Below are 20,086 nucleotides of genomic sequence, written 5' to 3' on the forward strand. Positions count from 1 at the left end.
GCAACTTACCACGACCGAATCACCTCAATCAACCCCGCCTGACCGGCATAATTACGCGCACTGGAATAGCGCCAATGTTCCGGCTGGTCCACATAACCCCGCTTGACCGGATTGTGTAATGAATGTAATCCAGCTTCTGCCGCATAACGGCCTCAGATTCGATGATTTGCGGATGATTGCCTTCTTCCCAAACCTGATAGGTGGTTTCCTGCTTATGGGCGCGTTTAAAAAACGCCAGCAGCTCCAACAGCTTGACTGAGCGGCGTTGTTCCAGATGCGCGATGATTTGCTTCGCCGTGTAGGATTTAAATCGCTGCATGTCATGGTTCAAATTATCAGAAACGGCGATAAGATGCAGGTGGTTTTCGAGGATGACGTAACCGTAGAGTCGAAAGTCCGTGTCCCGCTGTAAAAAACGCCAAGAGTCCAGAATGATGTTCACGGTTTCCGGGCGGGTAAATAACGGCATCCAGTGGTTTACCGTTGCGGTCAGGAAGTGTGGGCACGAGTCGCATTGGACGCGATAGCGGCTTCTGGGCATGGTTGTACTCCTGTGTGACGAGGGTAGACGGGAAGCTGGAGCTTCCCGGACTGGGTTCCCAAGCTGGAGCTTGGGAACCAGCGGAATCGCTGTTACCGGGTATACTCATTTTTAGGAATAACCCAATGCCTGCAGCGGGTCGGTATGTTTCAAGCCGAACGCTGCTGCCACGGCGGGATAAGTCACGTTCCCGCGATAGGTGTTGAGTCCGCATCGCAATGCCGTATCTTTACGCACAGCGTCCAGGCCTTCGTTTGCCAGACGCAAGGCATACCCGGCCGTCTGGTTGTTCAGCGCAAAGGTACTGGTGCGCGGCACCGCCCCCGGCATGTTGGCGACGCAATAATGCACCACGCCGTCGATTTCATAAGTCGGGTGGCTATGGGTGGTAGGGCGCGTGGTCTCCACGCAGCCGCCCTGATCGACGGCCACGTCAACGATCACCGAGCCTTTGCGCATGGTCGGCAGCATGTTGCGGGTAATCAGCCAGGGCGCTCGTCCGCCGTGGATTAAAATTGCGCCGATGACCAGATCGGCGGTATCAAGAACCTCTTCGATAGTCGATTCATTGCTGATACGGGTTTGCAGTTGCCCCCGGTAAATGTCGTCCAGGTATTTCAGGCGGGCATGGCTGATGTCCAGTACCGTGACTTGCGCGCCCAAGCCGACGGCGACCCGCGCGGCGTTGGTACCGACGATGCCGCCGCCCAGAATGACGACATTGGCGGGAGCGACGCCAGGCACTCCGCCTATTAAGACACCGCGGCCGCCGTGCGATTTTTGTAAATAGGTTGCGCCCGCTTGAGTCGCCATGCGTCCTGCCACCTCACTCATCGGTATCAATAAAGGCAAACTGCCGTCTTCGGTTTGTACGGTTTCGTAAGCGATGCCGGTGGTCCCGCTGGCTAACAGGGCCTCGGTCAGCGCTTTATCCGAAGCCAAATGCAGATAGGTAAACAGCAGCAAGTCCTGTCGCAGATAGTGATATTCCGATGCAATCGGCTCTTTTACCTTGACCACCATGTCTGCCGCCCACGCATCTTCTGCATAGGGAACGATTTGGGCGCCGGCAGACTGGTATTCTTCGTCCGAAAGCGAGCTGCCTTCGCCCGCGCCGCTTTGCACCACCACCTGATGACCCCGGCGCGTTAACGCCTTGACTGAGCCCGGCGTCAGACCGACTCGATTCTCGTTGTCCTTAATTTCTTTGGGTAGTCCGATTAACATGATTTGACTCCTGATGAGTGGAATGTATTGCGCGGTAATAAAAGTCTGTGTTGCGGAGCGAATTTACCCGCAATACACAAGAGCGTAGCATAATTCGAATGACCGATTAGTACGATTTTCCGGTTTAATAAATCAATATAATTAGTTATAAATACCGAGATAAATAGATGATGCGGCGTTTATTTTAATAAAAACGATAGGGGTCTCGGCAGAGCCTGACGACTTAGGAATGAGCATGAAACAATTTGAACAACTCGCGGCGTAAGTTTTCAGTGGGAGTGCAAGCTTTGCTTGCGCTTGCAGGCGAAGCTTCCGCTCCTCGGCAATTGCTCCTGCATGGCTCTACCTCCTGCATCCCTGACAGTCGTGCTCACGCCCCTTACCTACATGATCCACATGGATGTGGTGAATGCAGATATTGCAGGAGCAAATATCTGTCCATGTAGGCAAAGCCTGCACTCCAGCTATTGGCAACTTGCTCAAGTTATTTTGTGCACGTTCCTTAACGTAGTTTAAAAAATAATCTGACCATTCCCACGTAGCGCGCGGGAACGAGAGAATCGTCGTGTGGGAGCGAAGAAAATTTGCCGGTAGTGCGAGTTTAATCCCGTATGCCGCGCCGAGTACCGGAGCTTTCGGCGGGGATGGCCCGTAGGGGGGCGGCAGGGATGCCGCACGTTGACGAAGGGGCAGGAGCCCCTTTCGGCAACCCCCGGCGAAAGCGAGGAACGCAGGAAATAAGCGGTAACCGGGTCGCCTTTTCTTTGGATACTTTCTTTTCGACTGCATGGATGCAGGAGGTAGAGCAACGCAGGAGCAGTTGCCGAGGCGACGCAAAAGAAAGTATCTCGCCCTTGGGGGCGAGACCCCGATTAAATTAACCGTCGCGGTAGCGACACCTTCGTTAATGTTGTTGGGAAATAGTTCCCGTTGGAAATGTTGGGCTTCATTGCATTCAGCCCAACATGAGTTCTATCCCTTGCCTGGTGGGTTTTCTTGTTGGAAATCCATATTTAACTCTTTGCAAATCTGCATCCATTTTTGTGTGAGAGAGGGATTAAGCTCATAAAAAACTTTGGAGGAAAGTAATGTTCCTGAGGCTGCTTTAGCTGCCTCATATGAAGCAAAGGAATCCAGCACTGTTGCAATAGCCTTTTGATTATCTCCACCAATTTTATGCAAAAAGTGCGAATGAAGTTGATCATAAGTACTCTCATGCCTAACTCTAAGAATCTCAAGATTCAGCCACTGGACGATAATTGCACTAGAAAAAACCAATTGTGTTACCCAAACTAATAAATTTATATTGTCATGTCGTAGGGCAAAAAAGAGCACCCAAACAACAATATAACCACCGGTAATAATTCTGCTTTTTATAAGCATCTTTGATGCAATTTCCTTGCTGAATAGAGAATTCTCCATGATGTTGGCACCAAGTCGCATAACAGAAGGTGAATAGTTATTATTGTAATATAGAGATGTTTTATCGTGTGAAAGTGGGGTAGCAAAGGCATCTGATAGCAATTGTTGTCTTCGTTTGCGTTCAGCCCTTGGAATTAGATGAAATCTTGACAATTGGGATATCGAAAAATGAACAACAACGAAAGTAATAAAAACAGCAGAGAAAATATTTTGCATAGACTTATCAAATACCGATGATGAGTATGGCATAAATAATGAGACGCTAGCTGTTAGCCAAAAAAGATAAGTTTCAATGGTTGCGGTCTTTGCAGCAGCTTCATAGTATTGTGATACCTCATCAACTCTAACTTGTTTATTATTCATAATGTTGAGACTATCTTTTTAATTTCCAATTCTGCAAGCCCAGGCATATTGCCATCTTCATACATCTTGGCATTCACAGCATATTTCTTTGCACGGTCAACCTTGTCCTTGATGTATTGTGGAGTGTTATAAGTGCATGAGAAATCAGACCAGAACGCATAAAAATAGTCTTTAAGATTTGTACATGACCAAAAATATTTCCCTACGATATACTGCTCTAACGAAAAGGATGTAAAAGGATATCCTTGAGTTGCATTCCAATATTTCACAAGACGTACGAGTGGTTTTATCTGGTAATTTTCCGCTTTATTTTTATCCTGAATAGATTGGTTTGTTCCTGTCGGGTTTGTATTTATCCAATCGATATAAGATGATGCGGATGATGGAATTTGATAACTGTAATTATAGATTGCAGGAACAAGTTCGAATTTAATATGGTTCAGTGAAAGTACAATTGTAGGGTGTGACTGGTAAATTTCTGAAGTGGAATACCTCGTTTTTGCAAATTTCCGTAATCGATCTAGATAAGTTTGAGGTTTCCTCGTTCCATCGATGGACGTATCAAAAACAACCATATAATCAATATCTGAGTTATTGTCTGCTTTACGAGGCAATATCGTACCACGAGTGTTTGATCCAAACTGAAAGTGGCTCGATATATTGCTTCCAAAGTATCCATTTAGTCTTAACGAAAGCGTACTTATAGATGTTGCAATACTCGATTTTTCATTTTCTGCATGAACTAGATTACTCGCCAGCTGCGTAAGATGAGAATTTACTGACATATTAAATGTGATCCTTTTTCCAACTTAATAATCAAACACCCTTGCAGATGCCATACGTTACATTTATTTGGTGCATAATTTGGATTCAATCCAACTACGCCATAACATTCAAGAACAGGCATGATCTTAAATAACTAATGAGGGGTATCATCAGCATAAATCACCCACACTTACTCTCCCCACAATTCAAACAAGTCATACAGCCATCCATCAACACCATCGCCTTGGTGCTGCACTTGTTGCAGAGCACGGCTTTTTCGGGGAACGACTGGCCTTCCGACTCGCCGTGCTGGGCTTCAAACTCCTTGCGTTTGTCGTCAAGAAACTGTTTCTGGTGATCGGTCATTTTTTCCGGCTTGATCATGCCGATGTGCTTCAAATGCGATTCGATCGCGTAGCCGATTTCGGCGACCAGCGACGGCATGAACACTCCGCCTTTTTTGAAATAACCGCCGTGCGGGTCGAATACCGCTTTCATCTCTTCGACCAGGAAGCAGGAGTCGCCGCCTTTGCGGAATACCGCGGAGATCAGCCGGGTCAGCGCCAACACCCACTGGAAATGCTCCATGTTTTTGGAGTTGATGAAGATTTCGTAAGGCCTGCGCTCTTCATGGGGGGTGCCGGGGTTCAGGATCATGTCGTTGATGGTGATGTACAAGGCATGCTCCGACTGCGGGGTTTTGATCTTGTAAGTGGAGCCGAGCAGCACTTCCGGGCGCGTGAGGTTTTCGTTCATGCTTTCCAGCGTTGGCTGTACTTCCTGCTTGACCGGTTCGATATCGTCTTTGGTCAGGACTTTGTAGCTGACGATTTTTTTGCTGATCTTATGTAGTGTCATGATGTCTGCCTTGATAGGTGTTAAAGATGTAATCAATTTGAAAGTCATTACTTTGGATTACATGAAATATGTTAGTGGTTTGTGCTTTATCCCTTTAATGCCTTGCTGATTACTACTAGTAGTTATACTTTACTTGACTGCTAGTAGTAATTTAACGATAATGTGACCAAGGATTGAGGATTCTCGGTCGACCAAAAGCCTCGGTGGTTACATCGGGGCTTTTTGTTTTTTACGGGTAGCATTTTAGTCCGTAGCCGATTTTGTCACCTTGGCCGTTCTTGTAAAACTTCTCGCTAATAATCTTAAAAGCCCTATTGCTTTGCTCCGGCTTTAGTATGTGCAATCCGATTGGACGTGCAACTAAGTCAGCCAATTGTAAACCAGCCGAATTGCTTTTTTTATCCGCAAACACCAGCTCAAAAGGCAGTGCTTGTCGTAGGTAATTATTTCCCGCGCAAATCCGGCGGAACTCAAGCTCTAACTCGTCATCTTCGACCTTGCCGCGTTGCTCGACAACGATATGTGTAACAGAGGACTGTTGCCGCAAATAATAAAAAATACGCTCCAAACCGAAACGCAAGGCGATATGGTAGGGGTTTTCCAGTTCATGATGGCCTTGGCGATACGGTTCTTTTTTTATTACGGTGCTGATGAGTGTGAAAGGTGTTTCTTGGATAATACCGGTTAACTCATCTAAAAAATCCGTTTTGAGTTGTCTGCTTTTTAAAAACGAAAAGCTGCCTCGATCGCGACGAATATCGGTTTCATGCAAAACGACTTGATCATGCCCAAAATGCTTTAGTTTAAATTCTTGCAATAACGGGACTACTCTTTGCACATAGTCCCGTTTTTTAAAGATACAAAAAACCAGTACAAATATTGGGTAGCTGGGATCTATGGTATTCAAACCATGGTCGCCGCTTTCATCAACATAAACGATGTATTCCGAAAACTCATTGGCCATTTAAAATTTACCGTAGTAGCCTTCTTTTAAAGCATCAAACAAATTAGCGGCGCTGTGGATTTCGCCGTCGTATTCCACGTCTTCGTTGCCTTTAAATTCCACGACGTGGCCGTCTTCCAGCGTAAACTGGTAGATGGTGTTTTCCAGATCCGATTCCTTGACCAACACGCCCTGGAAAACTTCAGGATTAAAACGGAACGTGGTGCAGCCTTTCAGGCCTTTGTCGTAGGCATATTCATAAATCGACTTGAAGTCTTCATAAGGATAATCGGTAGGCACGTTGGCTGTTTTCGAGATCGACGAATCGATCCATTTTTGCGCGGCCGCCTGAATATCGACATGCTGTTTCGGGGTCACGTCATCCGCGGAGATAAAATAATCCGGCAGTTGCTTGTCGGGATCTTCGCTGTAAGGCATAGCGTCGCTATTGATCATTTCGCGGTAAGCCAGCAGTTCAAAGGAAAACACGTCGATTTTTTCTTTGGACTTTTTACCGGCGCGGATCACGTTGCGCGAATAATGATGCGCAAAGCTGGGCTCTATGCCGTTGCTGGCGTTGTTGGCCAGGGACAGCGAAATAGTGCCGGTCGGCGCAATAGAGCTGTGATGGGTAAAGCGGGCGCCGGTTTCAATCAGCTCGGCGACCAGATCGGGTTCTTCCCTGGCCAGTTGCTGCATGTAACGGCTGTATTGGGTATGCAGCAGTTTTCCGGGTACACGGTCGCCGACTTTATAACCATCGGCAAACATTTCAGGGCGTTTATGCAGCATTTCGCCGGTGACGCTAAACATTTGCTCCATAATCGGCGCCGGGCCTTTTTCTTTGGCCAGCGCAAGTCCCGCTTTCCAGCCTTCCACCGCCAGTACCTTGGTCACTTCTTCAGTGAATTCCAGCGACTGTGCATCGCCGTATTTCATGCCCATCATGGTGACGGTTGAACCCAGTCCCAGATAGCCCATGCCGTGGCGGCGCTTGCTGGTAATTTCTTCACGTTGTTGCGCCAGCGGCAGGCCGTTGATTTCAACGACGTTGTCCAGCAGGCGGGTGAAGATCTTGATGGTTTTGCGGTAATTGTCCCAGTCAAAATGCGCGTCGGTGGTGAACGGTTTTTTGACGAAGCGGGTCAGGTTGATCGAGCCTAACAGGCAGCTGCCGTAAGGCGGCAACGGCTGTTCGCCGCAATTGTGTGCATGTAAGCCATTGGCATCGAAAGTGTTGATGCCGGGAACCTGTATATCGAAAACATCTTCGCAGCCATCAGGCGTGATCGATTCAATCGTAGCGACAAAACGCTCCCGATTTAATGAACGACGGTAATTTTTTAAAGCGGCTTCAAGTTGAGCCGCTTTACTGCTATCGGTAAAGTTTATTAATTCTTGATAAACGGCAAGATTATCGCCGCTGATAACTAGTTCATGCTGGGGAGAAATTTTATAGTCAGCGACACCGCCTTTACCGTCAGGCAGTTTTGTTATGCCTGCTGGACGGCGATTACGATAGAGGGTCGAGCTGATGCCCAAGCGCAGTAACATGCGCTGTACAGCTTCCAGTCGGGGCAGATCCGATTGGGCTAGGCGAATACTGACACCTTTGGTTTGGCTGCCTTGAACAGAACCGTCAGCGTCAAAAAATCCCTGTAAAAAGCCTCGGTAAAAATCGCTGGATGCTGTTTCGATTTGTGGGTTGATACATTTGTTTCCGGGGGACATGCCAAGTTCTTCTGCCAGCGTTTTTAGCCCGGCAAAACTGAGTCTGAATTCATTTCTTCCCGCTATTTCAGACCAGCCTTTAAAGTCACTACGCGTATTAAATTCTGATGTAGCAAGCATGACCTTATCCATAATGGCGTCAATACCTGCATTTTGCGTGTTGATGTCGCTATTCATGACTTGCGCAGTTTTCCAGACGGATAGCACGGCTTTATCTTCTTTTAACGTGCCGTCACCGACTAATAAGCCGACTAAATAGCCCTGATTTTCGTTATATTTTCCCTGCCAGTGATTATGTTGGCGATGATCATTCAGCAAAACCTGATCGCCGGCATGAAGTTGACCGGCTGCACACCATTCCGTTTCAAGGTTGTAACGATCCAGGCGGGTTATTTTGCGCACCCGGTGATCGTCAGTCAGGCGGAGACTGAAACCTTCTTTGGTTTTTAATCGAAGCACTTCTTTGGTTGCGGTTTTAAAGAAACCCTCAACACCGGATTGATGTATTTGACCATCGACTAATACGTTGATTTGTTGGCCCAGGATGGCGTTAATCTGTCTTGGTCCTTGCGCTGTTTGAACCCAGGTGTCGCCTGTTACACAAGGGTTGGTCGCGCGGATTTTCTCGCAAAACCAGTTGTTGTTCATCTCGTTGACTTTGTCGATCAGGATGAATCCCGGCTCGGCATAGTCGTAAGTGGAACTCATGATGATGTCCCACAAACGGCGGGCGGGCATGGTTTTGCTTATTTTGCAGGCGACCATGCCGTCGTCGTTAAGGATATAGCCGTCTATGTAGGGCAGGTCGCGCCAGATGATGAGTTTGTCGTCGGTCAAGTCCAGGTTATCCAGTTTGACTTCTTTTTCGGTGACCGGAAATGACAACGACCAAGGCTGGTCGTTTTTTACCGCTTCGACGAATTCCGAGGTAATCAGCAGCGACAGGTTAAACTGACGCAACCGTCCGTCTTCGCGTTTGGCGCGGATAAATTCGACGACATCGGGATGGCCGATATCGAAAGTCGCCATTTGCGCGCCGCGTCTGCCGCCTGCGGACGACACGGTAAAACACATCTTGTCATAGATGTCCATGAACGATAACGGGCCGGAAGTATAAGCGCCGGCGCCGGAGACATAAGCGTCTTTAGGGCGCAAGGTCGAGAATTCATAACCGATACCGCAACCGGCTTTCAGGGTCAATCCGGCTTCGTGTACTTTGCCTAAAATATCATCCATGGAATCGGCGATGGTGCCGGATACCGTGCAATTGATAGTCGATGTCGCCGGTTTGTGTTCCAGCGCGCCGGCATTGGAGGTAATCCGCCCGGCCGGAATAGCACCCTGACGCAAGGCCCACAGAAAGTCTTTGTAGCATTGCTCCTGCTTGGCTTTGCCTTTTTCCACTTCGGAAATCGCTCTGGCAACCCGTTGGTAGGTTTCATCGATAGTGCCGTCAATAGCATCGCCATCTTTGGTTTTTAAACGATATTTGGTGTCCCAAATATCCATTGAAGCGTCCTGAAAAGGTATTTCAGTCACGGTGTTTGGAATGACATGTAGCTTTGCCGACATTGAGCGATCCCTCTTGGTTAGTGTATGAATAAGCGAATTTGAAAAACCAGCCTATTAAGGCTGGTGATCGATATATAGTGTTTGTTTTTGTAAGGAGCAACAATATATAGTGTTTTTGAGAGAAAATAAAATCTATTTAAAACCTATTTTATAAATCGTTACACTATCAAACAGTTGCCTATTCAACCAGAAAATTACCGCTTTGATGTTGCCACATGGCGTAGTATTTGCCTTGTTTAGCCAGCAATTGCTGATGCGTGCCTTGTTCTATGATTTTGCCTTTTTCCAGTACGACAATGCGATCCATCGTTAAAATGGTAGAAAGGCGATGAGCAATAATCAGGGTTGTTTTATGTTTAATCAACTCAAAAATAGCCGTTTGGATCTGTTGTTCGGTCAGTGAATCCAGCGCGCTGGTGGCTTCATCCAGAACCACAACCGGTGCATCCTCCAGAAAGGCGCGGGCAATGGCGATGCGTTGTCTTTCGCCGCCGGAAAGCTTGACGCCGCGCTCGCCGACCAGCGTGTCGAATTGTTCGGGCAAATCCTTGATAAAGTCAAGGCAGTGGGATTTTGCGGCGACATCAATCAGCCGCGCTTCTGAAATGTCCGCGCCCAGCGTGATATTGTCCCGTATCGAGCGATGAAACAGATCCGGTTGTTGCGGCACCATGGAGATTTGTTGGCGCAATGAATTCAGCGTAAAGGCTTTTGCATCCAAGCCGTCAAAGCTTATGCTGCCTTTTTGCGGGTCAAGAAAACGAAATAACAGTTTGGTTAACGACGATTTGCCGGAGCCGGATTGGCCGACCAGCGCGACTTTTTCACCGGCTTTGATGTTCAGGGAGAAGTTTTCAAACAGTTGGGTTTGTCGCGAGTTTTCTTCATTATAGGTAAAGCAGATGTTATTAAAGTCGATGGCGCCGTGGGTGATGGTCAGTGCTTGGGCATTGGCGGGATCAACTTCGACATCTTCCTGTCTGAACACATCGGCCATTTCGGAGGCATCGGCCAAAGCGGTGAAAAAGTTCCTGAAATTGCGCCCGAATTCCCATAAACGCTGGATCAGCATGATCATGATCGATTGAAATAAAACAAACTCGCCGACCTGAAAGTTGCCGGTTTTCCACTTTTGGATCATCAAATAAACCAGCAGCAATTCAATGCTGAAGGTCATCAAGCCTTGCACGGCAAAGGAAAAAAACATTAATATCCAGGCGATTTTTTTCTTCCGGTAAACAAAATCCGATGCCTGATTGATGCGCGCCTGTTCGACGGCTTCCATGGCAAAGCTTTTGACGATGAAAATATTGCTGACCGCATCCGAATACACGCCGCCGACGGTTGAATCGGCCTGGGCTACGGCCTTATCAAAGCGCAGTTTCCATATCGAGTAGACAATAGTCCAGGTGACGAAGAGTACGACCCAGGCAAGAAAATAGCAGGCGAATTCCGGCTGTTGTTGGTAGAAGATGGCAAAGGCAATGCCTATTGCCACAATGTTCATGAAAAACTGGAACAGGAGCCAGTCCATAATGATTTCAAAAGAACGCGAGAAGCGGTTGGCTTGCTTGATTAAGCTGCCGGAAAAACTGTTTTCGAAAAAGACATATTTTTGTTTTTTGAGTACCTCGAAACAGCGTTTTTCCAGCAGATTAACGCCGCCGCCATCGAGTGGAACAATAGCGATTTCAAGCAATCGCCATGATAACCAGATGCCCGCATAAATAATGCCGACCTTTTTCAGGTTGTCCAGCAGCAGTGCCAGTGTGGCATCCGAATAGGGCGCGGTCAGTCCGTTGGCAATGTTTTTGTAATAAATCGGCGCTGATAAATCCAGGGTCATGGCGGAAGCCAGTGCGAATAGGGCCAGCAGGAAAAACCATTTTTTCTGCCAGACCACTCGGCTGTACTCTTTAAGGATAATGTCCATTAGTTGTTTTTTTGTAACTACACATTAAGTAAGGGGATGTTTAACCTGTCGGGTGCGCTGCTATTGATTAAGGAACAGGCATAAATTAATTTAAGCAATTACCATGAAGAGCATGAAGGACATGAAGACTAAATCCTTCATGCCTTTCATGCTCTTCATGGTTTAAAAATAAAACTTGCTCAAGTTATTCATGCACCTTCCTAACTGATGTTATGCAATGATTAAGGGGGAGCATCGCGAAGACACGAAGAAAATAAACTTCATGTCCTTCGTGTCTTCGTGGTGTTTTGATAGGGTTACGTAGCGTCAGTTATTTATTAGCCCGATGCGCAATAATATCGTCAACCACGGCCGGATCGGCCAGCGTGGAAGTGTCGCCCAGACTGTTAATTTCATTGGACGCCACTTTACGCAAAATACGGCGCATGATTTTACCGGAACGGGTTTTGGGTAAACCCGGCGCCCATTGAATGATATCCGGGTGGGCAATCGGGCCGATTTCATTTCTGACCAGTTCGATCAGTTCTTGGCGCAGTTGTTCAGACGGTTCGATGCCGACATTCAAGGTCACGTAAGCGTAGATGCCTTGTCCCTTGATGTCATGCGGATAGCCGACCACCGCCGCTTCGGCGACATGTTCATGCAGCACCAGGGCGCTTTCGATTTCCGCCGTACCCATGCGGTGGCCGGAGACATTGATGACATCGTCAACCCGTCCGGTAATCCAGAAATAGCCGTCCTGGTCGCGGCGCGCGCCGTCGCCGGTGAAATAATAACCGGGGTAGTTTTTAAAATAAGTGTCGATAAAGCGTTGATGGTCGCCGAAAACGGAACGCGCCTGTCCCGGCCAGGAGCGGCTGATGACTAAAATACCTTCGGCGACACCTTCCCTGATTTGGCCGTTGGTATCCATGATTTCAGGCTTGATGCCGAAGAAGGGCAGGGTGGCTGAACCCGGTTTTAAAGCGATGGCTCCGGGCAACGGGGTGATTAAAATGCCGCCGGTTTCAGTTTGCCACCAGGTATCGACTACGGGACAGCGACTCTCGCCGACCACACGGTAATACCATTCCCAGGCTTCGGGATTAATGGGTTCGCCGACACTGCCGAGTATTCGTAAGCTGCGGCGTGAGCTGCTGCGGGTTACAAATTCATCGCCTTGCGCCATCAATGCGCGGATCGCGGTCGGAGCGGTGTAGAAGATATTCACCTGATGTTTGTCGACCACCTGCCAAAAACGGTCGGCCGCCGGATAGGTCGGTACGCCTTCAAACATCAAGGTGATAGCGCCGTTGCATAACGGGCCGTAGATCATGTAGGAATGGCCGGTTATCCAGCCTATATCGGCGGTACACCAGTAAATGTCGCCGTCGCGGTAATCGAACACATATTTGTGGGTCATCGCCGTGTACAGCAGATAACCGCCGGTGCTGTGCAAAACCCCTTTAGGTTGGCCGGTGGAACCTGAGGTATACAGAATAAATAACGGATCTTCGGCATCCATTTCTTCTGCAGGGCAATCGGCAGATGTGGTTGTCATCGCCTCGTGATACCAGAGGTCGCGCTGCTCGTGCCAGTCGACAGGATTGCCGGTATTTTTTATGACGATGACTTTTTCAAGGCGAGGGCAGGAGGCGGCAGCTTTATCGACGTTGGCTTTAATCGGTAAGACTTTACCGCCACGGTAGCCTTCATCGGCGCAGACCAAAAACCGGCAATCGGCATCCAGAATCCGGTCTTTTAAGGCCTCGGCGGAAAAGCCGCCGAACACGATCGAATGTACCGCGCCAATCCGTGTGCAGGCCAGCATCACCGTAGCCGCCTCGCTGATCATCGGCAGGTAGATACAAACGCGGTCGCCTTTTTTAACGCCTTGCGCCTTTAACACATTGGCGAATTTGCAGACTTGTTCGTGCAATTGCCGGTAAGTGATTTTTTGGTCATGCTCCGGGTTATCGCCTTCCCAGATAATGGCGACCTGATCGCCGCGCGTGGCAAGATGGCGATCCAGACAATTGACGCTGACATTGAGTTTTCCGCCTTCAAACCAGCGGATATGGCCGGTCAGAAAATCGCAGTCCATGACTTTATCCCAAGGCTTACTCCAGTCCAGGAACTGTTCGGCTTGTTCAGCCCAGAAAGCTTCCGGCTCGGCAATGGAGCGCTGATACAAGGTTTTATAGCTTGCCGCGGTAATGTGGGCATTGGCCGCTATTTCCGGTTTTATGTCATAGATTTTAAGGTCTGACATGCGTTAATCCTTAGGTTCGGTTGAAAAATGTAGAAGGCTACCATGTGGCATAAAATGATATTATTGGCGATATATAGTATGTTTTAACCTCCTATGATTAGGGACATCAGCAGGTAAAGTCAAAGATTTGTGCCGCTTTCGTAAAAGCAACATCTTGCATAAAGCCGCTATCCTGTTGATAGTGGCTTATTTTTTTCAAGTATCGCTATCCAGAACTATTTTACCCCTGTTACTATCGGGCTTAGCAAATGATGCAGCCCGGAATTTTTCTGGAAAGTACCTTAACATTAACCCAAGAGGGAGTTATGAACTATCGATTACTATGCGCCGCATTATTGTGGCTACCGGTTTTTGCCAGCAGCGCCGAGACTAAGGTGTCGGAGCATGTGCTGGGCAACGGTTTAAAAGTGCTGGTTAAGGAGGATCACCGGTCTCCGGTTGCAGTGTCCCAAGTTTGGTACAAAGTGGGTTCAAGTTATGAACCGGACGGCATTACCGGCATTTCCCATATGCTTGAACATATGATGTTTAAAGGTACTGACAAGCATCCCGTCGGTGAGTTTTCACAGATTATCGCCGAAAATGGCGGCGACGAGAATGCCTTTACCGGGTCGGATTACACGGCTTATTTTCAAACCATGGAGGCGTCAAGACTGGCCGTCAGTTTTGAGCTGGAAGCCGATAGAATGCGCAATTTGCATCTGTTGGCCGATGAGTTGAAAAAGGAACTGGAGGTGGTCACCGAAGAACGCAGGATGCGCACCGACGATAATCCGCAGGCAAAAATGCAGGAACATTTTATGGCGATGGCTTATACCAACAGCCCTTATAGAAACCCTGTGATCGGCTGGCCTTCAGACATTGCCAATTATAAAGTTGAAGATTTGCAAGCCTGGTATCAACGTTGGTATGCACCCAATAATGCTACCTTAGTGGTGGTGGGCGATGTCGAACCTAAAGCGGTGTTTGCATTGGCGGAAAAATATTTTGCCCCGCTTAAACCCGGCGAAATTAAAGCGGTCAAGCCGCAGGATGAGGTTGAACAGCTCGGCGTGCGCAAGATGACGGTGAAATTACCGGCCAAACTGCCGTATCTGTTAATGGGCTACAAAGTGCCGGTATTGAAGACAGCGGAACACGAGTGGGAAGCCTATGCGCTGGAGGTCTTGGCCGGAGTGCTTGATGGCGGCAGCAGCGCCAGATTATCTTCAGACCTGATACGCGGCAAGCAACTGGCCGTTTCTGCCGGTGCCAGCTATGGTTTGGCTTCGAGATTGCCGGGATTGTTTACGCTGGAGGCTACGCCTGCGGCCGGGAAAACCGTGTGGGACTTGGAAACTGCGTTAAAGAACGAGATTACCAATTTGCAAATCAAGCTGGTCGAGAAGGATGAATTACAGCGCATTAAGGCGCAGGTTTTAGCGGCGGCAGTCTACGAGCGGGATTCCAATTTTTATCAGGCCATGCAGTTGGGTATGCTGGAGACAGTCGGTCTGGGTTGGCAAAAAGCCGATGAATATGTGCCTAAGGTCAATCAGGTTACCGCAGAACAGGTGCGCGACGTGGCGCGTAAATATTTGATTGAAGATAAATTGAGTGTCGCTTATTTGGAACCTTTACCGATCAATGAAAGCACTGCCGATACCAACACCGAAAAAGGAGCTAAATAATGCGCATCCATCTGTTAAGTCTTGTTTTTTTATTGTTTAGCCAGTCCGTCTGGGCCGTTGCAAAAATCGAACACTGGCAAACGCCGCAAGGCAGCCGGGTTTATTATGTGCAGACCGAAGGCTTGCCGATGGTGGATATACAGGTTGCTTTCGATGCCGGCAGTGCCCGCGATGGCTACCAGTTCGGCTTGTCGGCATTAACCTCTGCGTTGCTTGATACCGGTGCCGGGCAGTGGAATGCCGATGACATTGCCCAGCGCTTTGAGAGTGTCGGGGCGAAATTCGGTTCCAGTGTTTCCAACGATATGGCTTCTGTTTCATTGCGCACTTTAATTGATAAACCTTTATTCGATAAAGCGCTGGAGACTATGCAGGTCATTTTGGCTAGTCCAAGTTTCAATGAAGCCGATTTTCAACGGGAAAAAAACCGAACCTTGGCCGGTTTAAAGCAACAGGAAGAATCGCCTGCCGAATTGGCCAGCATCGCTTTTTATAAGGCTTTGTACGGCGATCATCCTTACGGGCATCCGAGTTCCGGTTCGATTATCACGGTGTCAGGCTTTGAAGCAGCGGATTTGCGCAGCTTCTATCAGCAATATTATGTCGCCGCCAATGCGATGGTGGTGATTGTCGGCGACTTGTCCAGAAAACAGGCCGAGCTTACCGCCGAGACCTTGCTCTCCGGTTTGCCGGCAGGATCAAAGCCGGAACCCGTACCGGAAGTGGTCATGCCGGTAAAAGCAGACCGACAGCATATCGAATTTCCCTCCTCGCAAACTCATGTTCTGGTCGGGATGCCCGGCACTTACCGCAAGGATCCCGATTATTTCAATTTGTATGTCGGCAATCATATTCTGGGCGGCGGCGGACTGGTGTCCAAGCTGTTTGAGGAAGTCAGGGAAAAACGCGGCCTGGCGTATAGTGCACGCAGTTCGTTTGTGCCAATGTCCAGGAAAGGGCCGTTCACGGTCAGCTTGCAAACCCGCAACGATCAAACCGGGCAAGCGCTGGACGTACTGAATAAAACCCTGACCGATTTTATCGAGCAAGGACCGACAGAAGCCGAGCTGATTGCCGCCAAGAAAAATATTACCGGCGGTTTTGCGATGCGTTTCGATACCAATAAAGAGCTGGCCAGCTACGTGTCGATGATCGGTTTTTATGACATGCCGCTGGATTATCTGGATACCTTTCGGCAAAACGTCGAGCAAGTGACGGTAGCCTCGATAAAAGACGCGTTTAAGCGGCGTGTTAATCCGCAGTTAATGCAAACTATCACCGTAGGCGGGAGCGCTAACAACAGTGAAAAATAAGCTCAGAATTATCGGCGGGGATTGGCGCAGTCGGCAGTTAAGTTTTGTCGATGCGCCGGGGTTAAGGCCCACGCCGGACAGAGTCAGGGAAACCGTATTCAACTGGTTGCGCTATGAAATTTCCGGCAAACAGTGCCTGGATTTGTATTCCGGGAGCGGCGCTTTGGGCTTTGAAGCCGCTTCCAGAGGCGCAAAGTCGGTTATTCAGGTGGAAAACAATATCCAGGCCTGTCGCAGTTTAAAGGACAATGCGCTTGCGCTGTCTGCGACCCAGATAAAAACAGTGCAAAGCGATGTACTGCGCTATCTGGCCGGGGACGCACAAGTCTTCGATGTGGTGTTTCTCGATCCGCCATTCGGGTTGTCTCTGGTGATTCAAACGTGTCAACTGTTGGAACAAAACGCCTGGCTGGCTAAACATGCCAAGATTTATGTTGAAACGGAACGACATTTTGATTTGTCCGGAATGCCTGAAAACTGGCGGCTGCTGAAAAGCAAGAGCGCGGGCGAAGTCGGTTATCATTTGTTTGAACGGGCGGAAGTTTGACGATAAGGTGAAAGACGACAGGCGAAGGGCGAAAAACAAGGCTTCACGTTGCGTCGCCTTGAATATTGAATCTTGAACCCCAATTAAATGAGTATTTAAAAACCGCCTCTTGGTATAGAATTGCCGATTTTTTGAAAATAACACGCTATGCAAACCACTGCAATTTATCCGGGTACCTTTGATCCGATTACCAATGGACATCTGGATCTGATTGCCAGAGCGTCCAGGCTTTATCACAAAGTGGTCGTCGCAGTCGCGGTCAACAGAAGTAAAACGCCGTTGTTTTCTCTGGATGAGCGGGTGGCTTTGGCTAAAGCGGTCACCTCGGAGTTCCCCAATGTGGAGGTGATCGGCTTTGATAACCTGCTGGTTGAGTGCGCCAAACAGCAGGGAGCCAATGTGATCTTGCGGGGCTTGCGGGCGGTGTCCGATTTTGAATATGAGTTTCAATTGGCCGGAATGAACCGGCGTCTGGCGCCGGAACTGGAAACCGTATTTCTAACCCCGGCCGAGCAATATGAATTCATTTCTTCGAGCATGATCCGTGAAATTGCCCAGCTGAACGGCGATGTGTCCTGTTTTGTCCCTGACCTTGTTCACCAATGTTTGATTGACAAATTCAGGGGCGAGTAAAACAGCATGGCCCTGGTTATTAATGATGATAAATGTGCCCGATGTGGGGTTTGCGAGCCCGAATGCCCAAGTGAAGCTATTATGCAGACTGAGGATTCTTATGTCATTAACACTACTTTGTGTAATGAATGTGTTCGCTTTGGTGTCCCCTTATGTATATCGGTTTGCCCCAATGACGGCATCCATGAAACCAAAGAAAGTTTGTATAAGCAGTGTTTAAGTTTATTCAGTTGAGCAATTTATTGTTCGACCTTGTTTTGTAGGAGTAGGTATGGCCCTTATTATTAATGAAGAATGCATCAATTGCGATGTTTGCGAGCCGGAATGTCCGAATGCGGCGATTTCCCAAGGTGCGGATATTTATATTATCGACCCTGACTTGTGTACCGAGTGCGTAGGCCATCATGGTGTGCCGCAATGCATGGAAGTGTGTCCGGTCGATTGTATCGATAAAGATGCCAAGCATGTTGAGAGCCAGGAAGACTTGTATCAGAAGTATTTGAAATTGATAGGTTAAGCTGATTTTAACCAAGCCAAACTTTCAGCCGTAGCGCCAACCGGTTTATATTCCGCACCGACCCATCCCGAATAAGCCGATGTTGCAATGGCTGAAAACACCCGGTCGAAATCAATTTGGCCGGTACCGGGTTGCCCCCGTCCGGGACAATCGGCAAACTGGATATGGCCGATTTTATCTGCCTGTTCGGTAATAAATTCTTCGGGCTTTTCGCCCATCATTTGCATGTGATAAATATCGTACTGCATAAACAGATTTGGGCGGTTCAGTTGCTTTAATATCTCCAGCATTTGCGTGCCGCTATCGATGATAAACCCCGGCATATCCTGAGTATTGACGGCTTCAAAAACCGTTTTAATGTCCAGCGGCGAAAAGGTCTCGACGGCTAACGCCAAGTTTTCCTTAAAGGTTGCCAGATATTGCTCCAGGCGTCTGTTATCCAGACAGCGCCCCGGCAGCACATTGATGACTTCCGGTTTTAACCGCTTGGCGTATTCGATGGTTTGAGCAACGGCCTGTCTGAATTGATCGCGTTTTTCAGGCACGCAGGCAAGTCCCTCTCCGCCTTGTAATAAATCGTCGGCGGCTACGTTAAACAAAACCAGTTTTAAGTCATGCTCGTCCAGTCTGCTTTTTATAGCGGCTGCGCTTAACTCGTAAGGAAATTGAATTTCTACGGCGTTAAAGCCCGCTTGCTTGGCGGCCTTAAATCGATCAATCAAGGGTACTTCGGTAAATAACAGGCTCAGATTAGCGGTAAAATTAAGCATCGGTTTTCGTGTACAGTTTGATTAAAGTGGCCGGGTCTTGTTCCAGATAACCTTGACTGCCGTGCAGTTGCATCAGCTGCGAGGCCAGCGCGGACATGGGGACGGCAGTGCCCTGCTTGGTGGACAAGTCAACCGCCATGTTCAAATCCTTCAACAGGGTTTTAACCCGCCATTTGACCGGCTCAAAGGTTCCATCCGCCATTTCCTTGCCGACAATTTGCAAGGGCTTGGAGTCGGCAAAACCGCCTGCCAGCGCGAGAGGTATCTGCTTGGTATCAACACCGGCTTGTTTGGCCAGCGCCATCATTTCGGCGATAACCAGCACGTTGCAACTGACGATCATCTGGTTGCAGATCTTGGTGATCTGGCCGCTGCCCACCTCGCCCATGTGGGTTAATTGTTGATAAAGAGGCGCCAGAACGATCCGGGCAATATCGATATGTTCGGCACTGCCTCCCGCCATAATCGCCAGACTGCCCAGTTCTGCACCGGCAACGCCGCCGGAAACCGGTGCGTCAACCCAGTCCATCGCGCATTGTTGATGCAATAATGCCGCTAATTGCCGGGTGTTTTCCGGGTGGATGCTGGATAAGTCAATCAGCAACTTGCCTGCGGTACCGTTTGGTGCAATATCGTTGCGGACAACGGATTCTACGACCTTTGTGTCGGCCAGACACAGGATAATGACCTCGGAGGCCCGGACTAATTCGGCAACGGAACAGCAGGCTATAGCGCCGGCATCCGTGACTGGCTGGAGTTTTTCAGTTGAGCGGTTCCAGACATTGACGCTAAAGCCTGCATTCAGCAAGCGCAATGTCATCGGCTTGCCCATCAGGCCGATACCGATGAAACCGAGAGTGGGTTTTTTATCTGACATGGATTAATTGTTCACTGATGAATAGTTAAGATGAAACGCCATAAAATAGCTTTCCGATAGCAGGCGGTTTTAAGTATAAATTTTACGATATAATGGTGTTTGATGGTGGCTTAGCTCACTTAACTATAAACCCTTGCTGTATGTTGTCGGCAA

16 protein-coding genes and 1 pseudogene are annotated in these 20,086 nt (G+C 48.5%); 6 read left to right on the plus strand and 11 right to left on the minus strand.

The genetic code is table 11. The features are described from left to right. Positions 1 to 5 precede the first annotated feature (5 nt). From RW114_RS10690 to acs, 9 genes and pseudogenes are all read right to left on the minus strand, one after another. Positions 6 to 541 (minus strand): annotated as a pseudogene (locus RW114_RS10690) (REP-associated tyrosine transposase). A gap of 111 nt (positions 542 to 652) precedes the next feature. Beyond that, positions 653 to 1,768 (minus strand): alanine dehydrogenase, encoded by a 1,116-nt coding sequence (gene ald / locus RW114_RS10695; protein ID WP_340122738.1) that lies wholly within the window; start codon positions 1,766 to 1,768, stop codon positions 653 to 655. A 972-nt stretch (positions 1,769 to 2,740) separates the two neighbouring features. Next, positions 2,741 to 3,553: a hypothetical protein gene (locus tag RW114_RS10700; RefSeq protein ID WP_340122739.1), complete on the minus strand. Its 813-nt coding sequence runs from the start codon at positions 3,551 to 3,553 to the stop codon at positions 2,741 to 2,743. Then, complete coding sequence (locus RW114_RS10705) at positions 3,550 to 4,338, minus strand: SMODS domain-containing nucleotidyltransferase (RefSeq protein ID WP_340122740.1); 789 nt, start codon at positions 4,336 to 4,338, stop codon at positions 3,550 to 3,552. Before RW114_RS10705 ends, RW114_RS10700 begins: the two co-directional genes overlap by 4 nt. Before the next feature lie 160 nt (positions 4,339 to 4,498). After that, a complete protein-coding gene (locus tag RW114_RS10710) occupies positions 4,499 to 5,176 on the minus strand; it encodes a TSCPD domain-containing protein (RefSeq protein WP_340122741.1) in 678 nt (225 codons plus the stop codon). 229 nt (positions 5,177 to 5,405) lie between these two features. Next, positions 5,406 to 6,140, minus strand: a complete 735-nt coding sequence (locus tag RW114_RS10715; RefSeq protein WP_340122742.1) for a DUF3800 domain-containing protein — start codon at positions 6,138 to 6,140, stop codon at positions 5,406 to 5,408. Beyond that, a complete protein-coding gene (locus RW114_RS10720; RefSeq protein ID WP_340122743.1) occupies positions 6,141 to 9,422 on the minus strand; it encodes an LAGLIDADG family homing endonuclease in 3,282 nt (1,093 codons plus the stop codon). It abuts the gene before it with no gap. 178 nt (positions 9,423 to 9,600) lie between these two features. Then, positions 9,601 to 11,355, minus strand: a complete 1,755-nt coding sequence (locus tag RW114_RS10725; RefSeq protein ID WP_340122744.1) for an ABC transporter ATP-binding protein — start codon at positions 11,353 to 11,355, stop codon at positions 9,601 to 9,603. Positions 11,356 to 11,665: 310 nt separating this feature from the next. Then, complete coding sequence (gene acs / locus RW114_RS10730) at positions 11,666 to 13,606, minus strand: acetate--CoA ligase (RefSeq protein ID WP_340122745.1); 1,941 nt, start codon at positions 13,604 to 13,606, stop codon at positions 11,666 to 11,668. Between the two features lie 305 nt (positions 13,607 to 13,911). Between acs and RW114_RS10735 the strand changes: the two genes are divergently transcribed. The 6 genes from RW114_RS10735 (at position 13,912) to RW114_RS10760 (ending at position 18,286) form a co-directional block, all read left to right on the plus strand. Continuing rightward, a complete protein-coding gene (locus RW114_RS10735; protein ID WP_340122746.1) occupies positions 13,912 to 15,276 on the plus strand; it encodes a M16 family metallopeptidase in 1,365 nt (454 codons plus the stop codon). Next, positions 15,276 to 16,589, plus strand: a complete 1,314-nt coding sequence (locus tag RW114_RS10740; protein WP_340122747.1) for a M16 family metallopeptidase — start codon at positions 15,276 to 15,278, stop codon at positions 16,587 to 16,589. The genes RW114_RS10735 and RW114_RS10740 overlap by 1 nt, the downstream gene beginning before the upstream one ends. Further along, on the plus strand, positions 16,579 to 17,136 hold the full coding sequence (rsmD, locus tag RW114_RS10745) for a 16S rRNA (guanine(966)-N(2))-methyltransferase RsmD (RefSeq protein ID WP_340122748.1): 558 nt from the start codon (positions 16,579 to 16,581) through the stop codon (positions 17,134 to 17,136). The genes RW114_RS10740 and rsmD overlap by 11 nt, the downstream gene beginning before the upstream one ends. 147 nt (positions 17,137 to 17,283) lie before the next feature. After that, positions 17,284 to 17,769, plus strand: coding sequence for a pantetheine-phosphate adenylyltransferase (gene coaD, locus RW114_RS10750; RefSeq protein WP_340122749.1), 486 nt, complete (start codon positions 17,284 to 17,286; stop codon positions 17,767 to 17,769). Between the two features lie 6 nt (positions 17,770 to 17,775). Continuing rightward, a complete protein-coding gene (locus RW114_RS10755) occupies positions 17,776 to 18,003 on the plus strand; it encodes a 4Fe-4S binding protein (RefSeq protein ID WP_340122750.1) in 228 nt (75 codons plus the stop codon). Positions 18,004 to 18,040: 37 nt separating this feature from the next. Then, positions 18,041 to 18,286 carry a YfhL family 4Fe-4S dicluster ferredoxin gene (locus tag RW114_RS10760; protein ID WP_340122751.1) on the plus strand — a complete coding sequence of 82 codons (246 nt, stop codon included), beginning with the start codon at positions 18,041 to 18,043 and terminating at the stop codon, positions 18,284 to 18,286. Here the strand turns inward: RW114_RS10760 and RW114_RS10765 are convergent. Both RW114_RS10765 and RW114_RS10770 read right to left on the minus strand, forming a co-directional pair. Continuing rightward, the gene (locus tag RW114_RS10765) at positions 18,283 to 19,056 is read right to left on the minus strand and encodes a hydroxypyruvate isomerase family protein (RefSeq protein ID WP_340122752.1); all 774 of its coding nucleotides are present in this window, start codon (positions 19,054 to 19,056) and stop codon (positions 18,283 to 18,285) included. The genes RW114_RS10760 and RW114_RS10765 overlap by 4 nt on opposite strands. Then, a complete protein-coding gene (locus tag RW114_RS10770; protein WP_340122753.1) occupies positions 19,049 to 19,933 on the minus strand; it encodes an NAD(P)-dependent oxidoreductase in 885 nt (294 codons plus the stop codon). Before RW114_RS10770 ends, RW114_RS10765 begins: the two co-directional genes overlap by 8 nt. Positions 19,934 to 20,086 lie beyond the last annotated feature (153 nt).

It is taken from the genome of Methylobacter svalbardensis (genome assembly GCF_037671525.1).
Taxonomy (GTDB): domain Bacteria; phylum Pseudomonadota; class Gammaproteobacteria; order Methylococcales; family Methylomonadaceae; genus Methylobacter_A; species Methylobacter_A svalbardensis.

Coding starts and splice junctions, on each gene's coding strand:
- RW114_RS10760 (WP_340122751.1), top strand. CDS start 18,041: ATGGCCCTTATTATTAATGAAGAATGCATCAATTGCGATGTTTGCGAG.
- RW114_RS10700 (WP_340122739.1), bottom strand. CDS start 3,553: ATGAATAATAAACAAGTTAGAGTTGATGAGGTATCACAATACTATGAA.
- RW114_RS10715 (WP_340122742.1), bottom strand. CDS start 6,140: ATGGCCAATGAGTTTTCGGAATACATCGTTTATGTTGATGAAAGCGGC.
- RW114_RS10710 (WP_340122741.1), bottom strand. CDS start 5,176: ATGACACTACATAAGATCAGCAAAAAAATCGTCAGCTACAAAGTCCTG.
- RW114_RS10740 (WP_340122747.1), top strand. CDS start 15,276: ATGCGCATCCATCTGTTAAGTCTTGTTTTTTTATTGTTTAGCCAGTCC.
- RW114_RS10735 (WP_340122746.1), top strand. CDS start 13,912: ATGAACTATCGATTACTATGCGCCGCATTATTGTGGCTACCGGTTTTT.
- RW114_RS10765 (WP_340122752.1), bottom strand. CDS start 19,056: ATGCTTAATTTTACCGCTAATCTGAGCCTGTTATTTACCGAAGTACCC.
- RW114_RS10725 (WP_340122744.1), bottom strand. CDS start 11,355: ATGGACATTATCCTTAAAGAGTACAGCCGAGTGGTCTGGCAGAAAAAA.
- coaD (WP_340122749.1), top strand. CDS start 17,284: ATGCAAACCACTGCAATTTATCCGGGTACCTTTGATCCGATTACCAAT.
- acs (WP_340122745.1), bottom strand. CDS start 13,606: ATGTCAGACCTTAAAATCTATGACATAAAACCGGAAATAGCGGCCAAT.
- RW114_RS10720 (WP_340122743.1), bottom strand. CDS start 9,422: ATGTCGGCAAAGCTACATGTCATTCCAAACACCGTGACTGAAATACCT.
- RW114_RS10755 (WP_340122750.1), top strand. CDS start 17,776: ATGGCCCTGGTTATTAATGATGATAAATGTGCCCGATGTGGGGTTTGC.
- ald (WP_340122738.1), bottom strand. CDS start 1,768: ATGTTAATCGGACTACCCAAAGAAATTAAGGACAACGAGAATCGAGTC.
- RW114_RS10770 (WP_340122753.1), bottom strand. CDS start 19,933: ATGTCAGATAAAAAACCCACTCTCGGTTTCATCGGTATCGGCCTGATG.
- RW114_RS10705 (WP_340122740.1), bottom strand. CDS start 4,338: ATGTCAGTAAATTCTCATCTTACGCAGCTGGCGAGTAATCTAGTTCAT.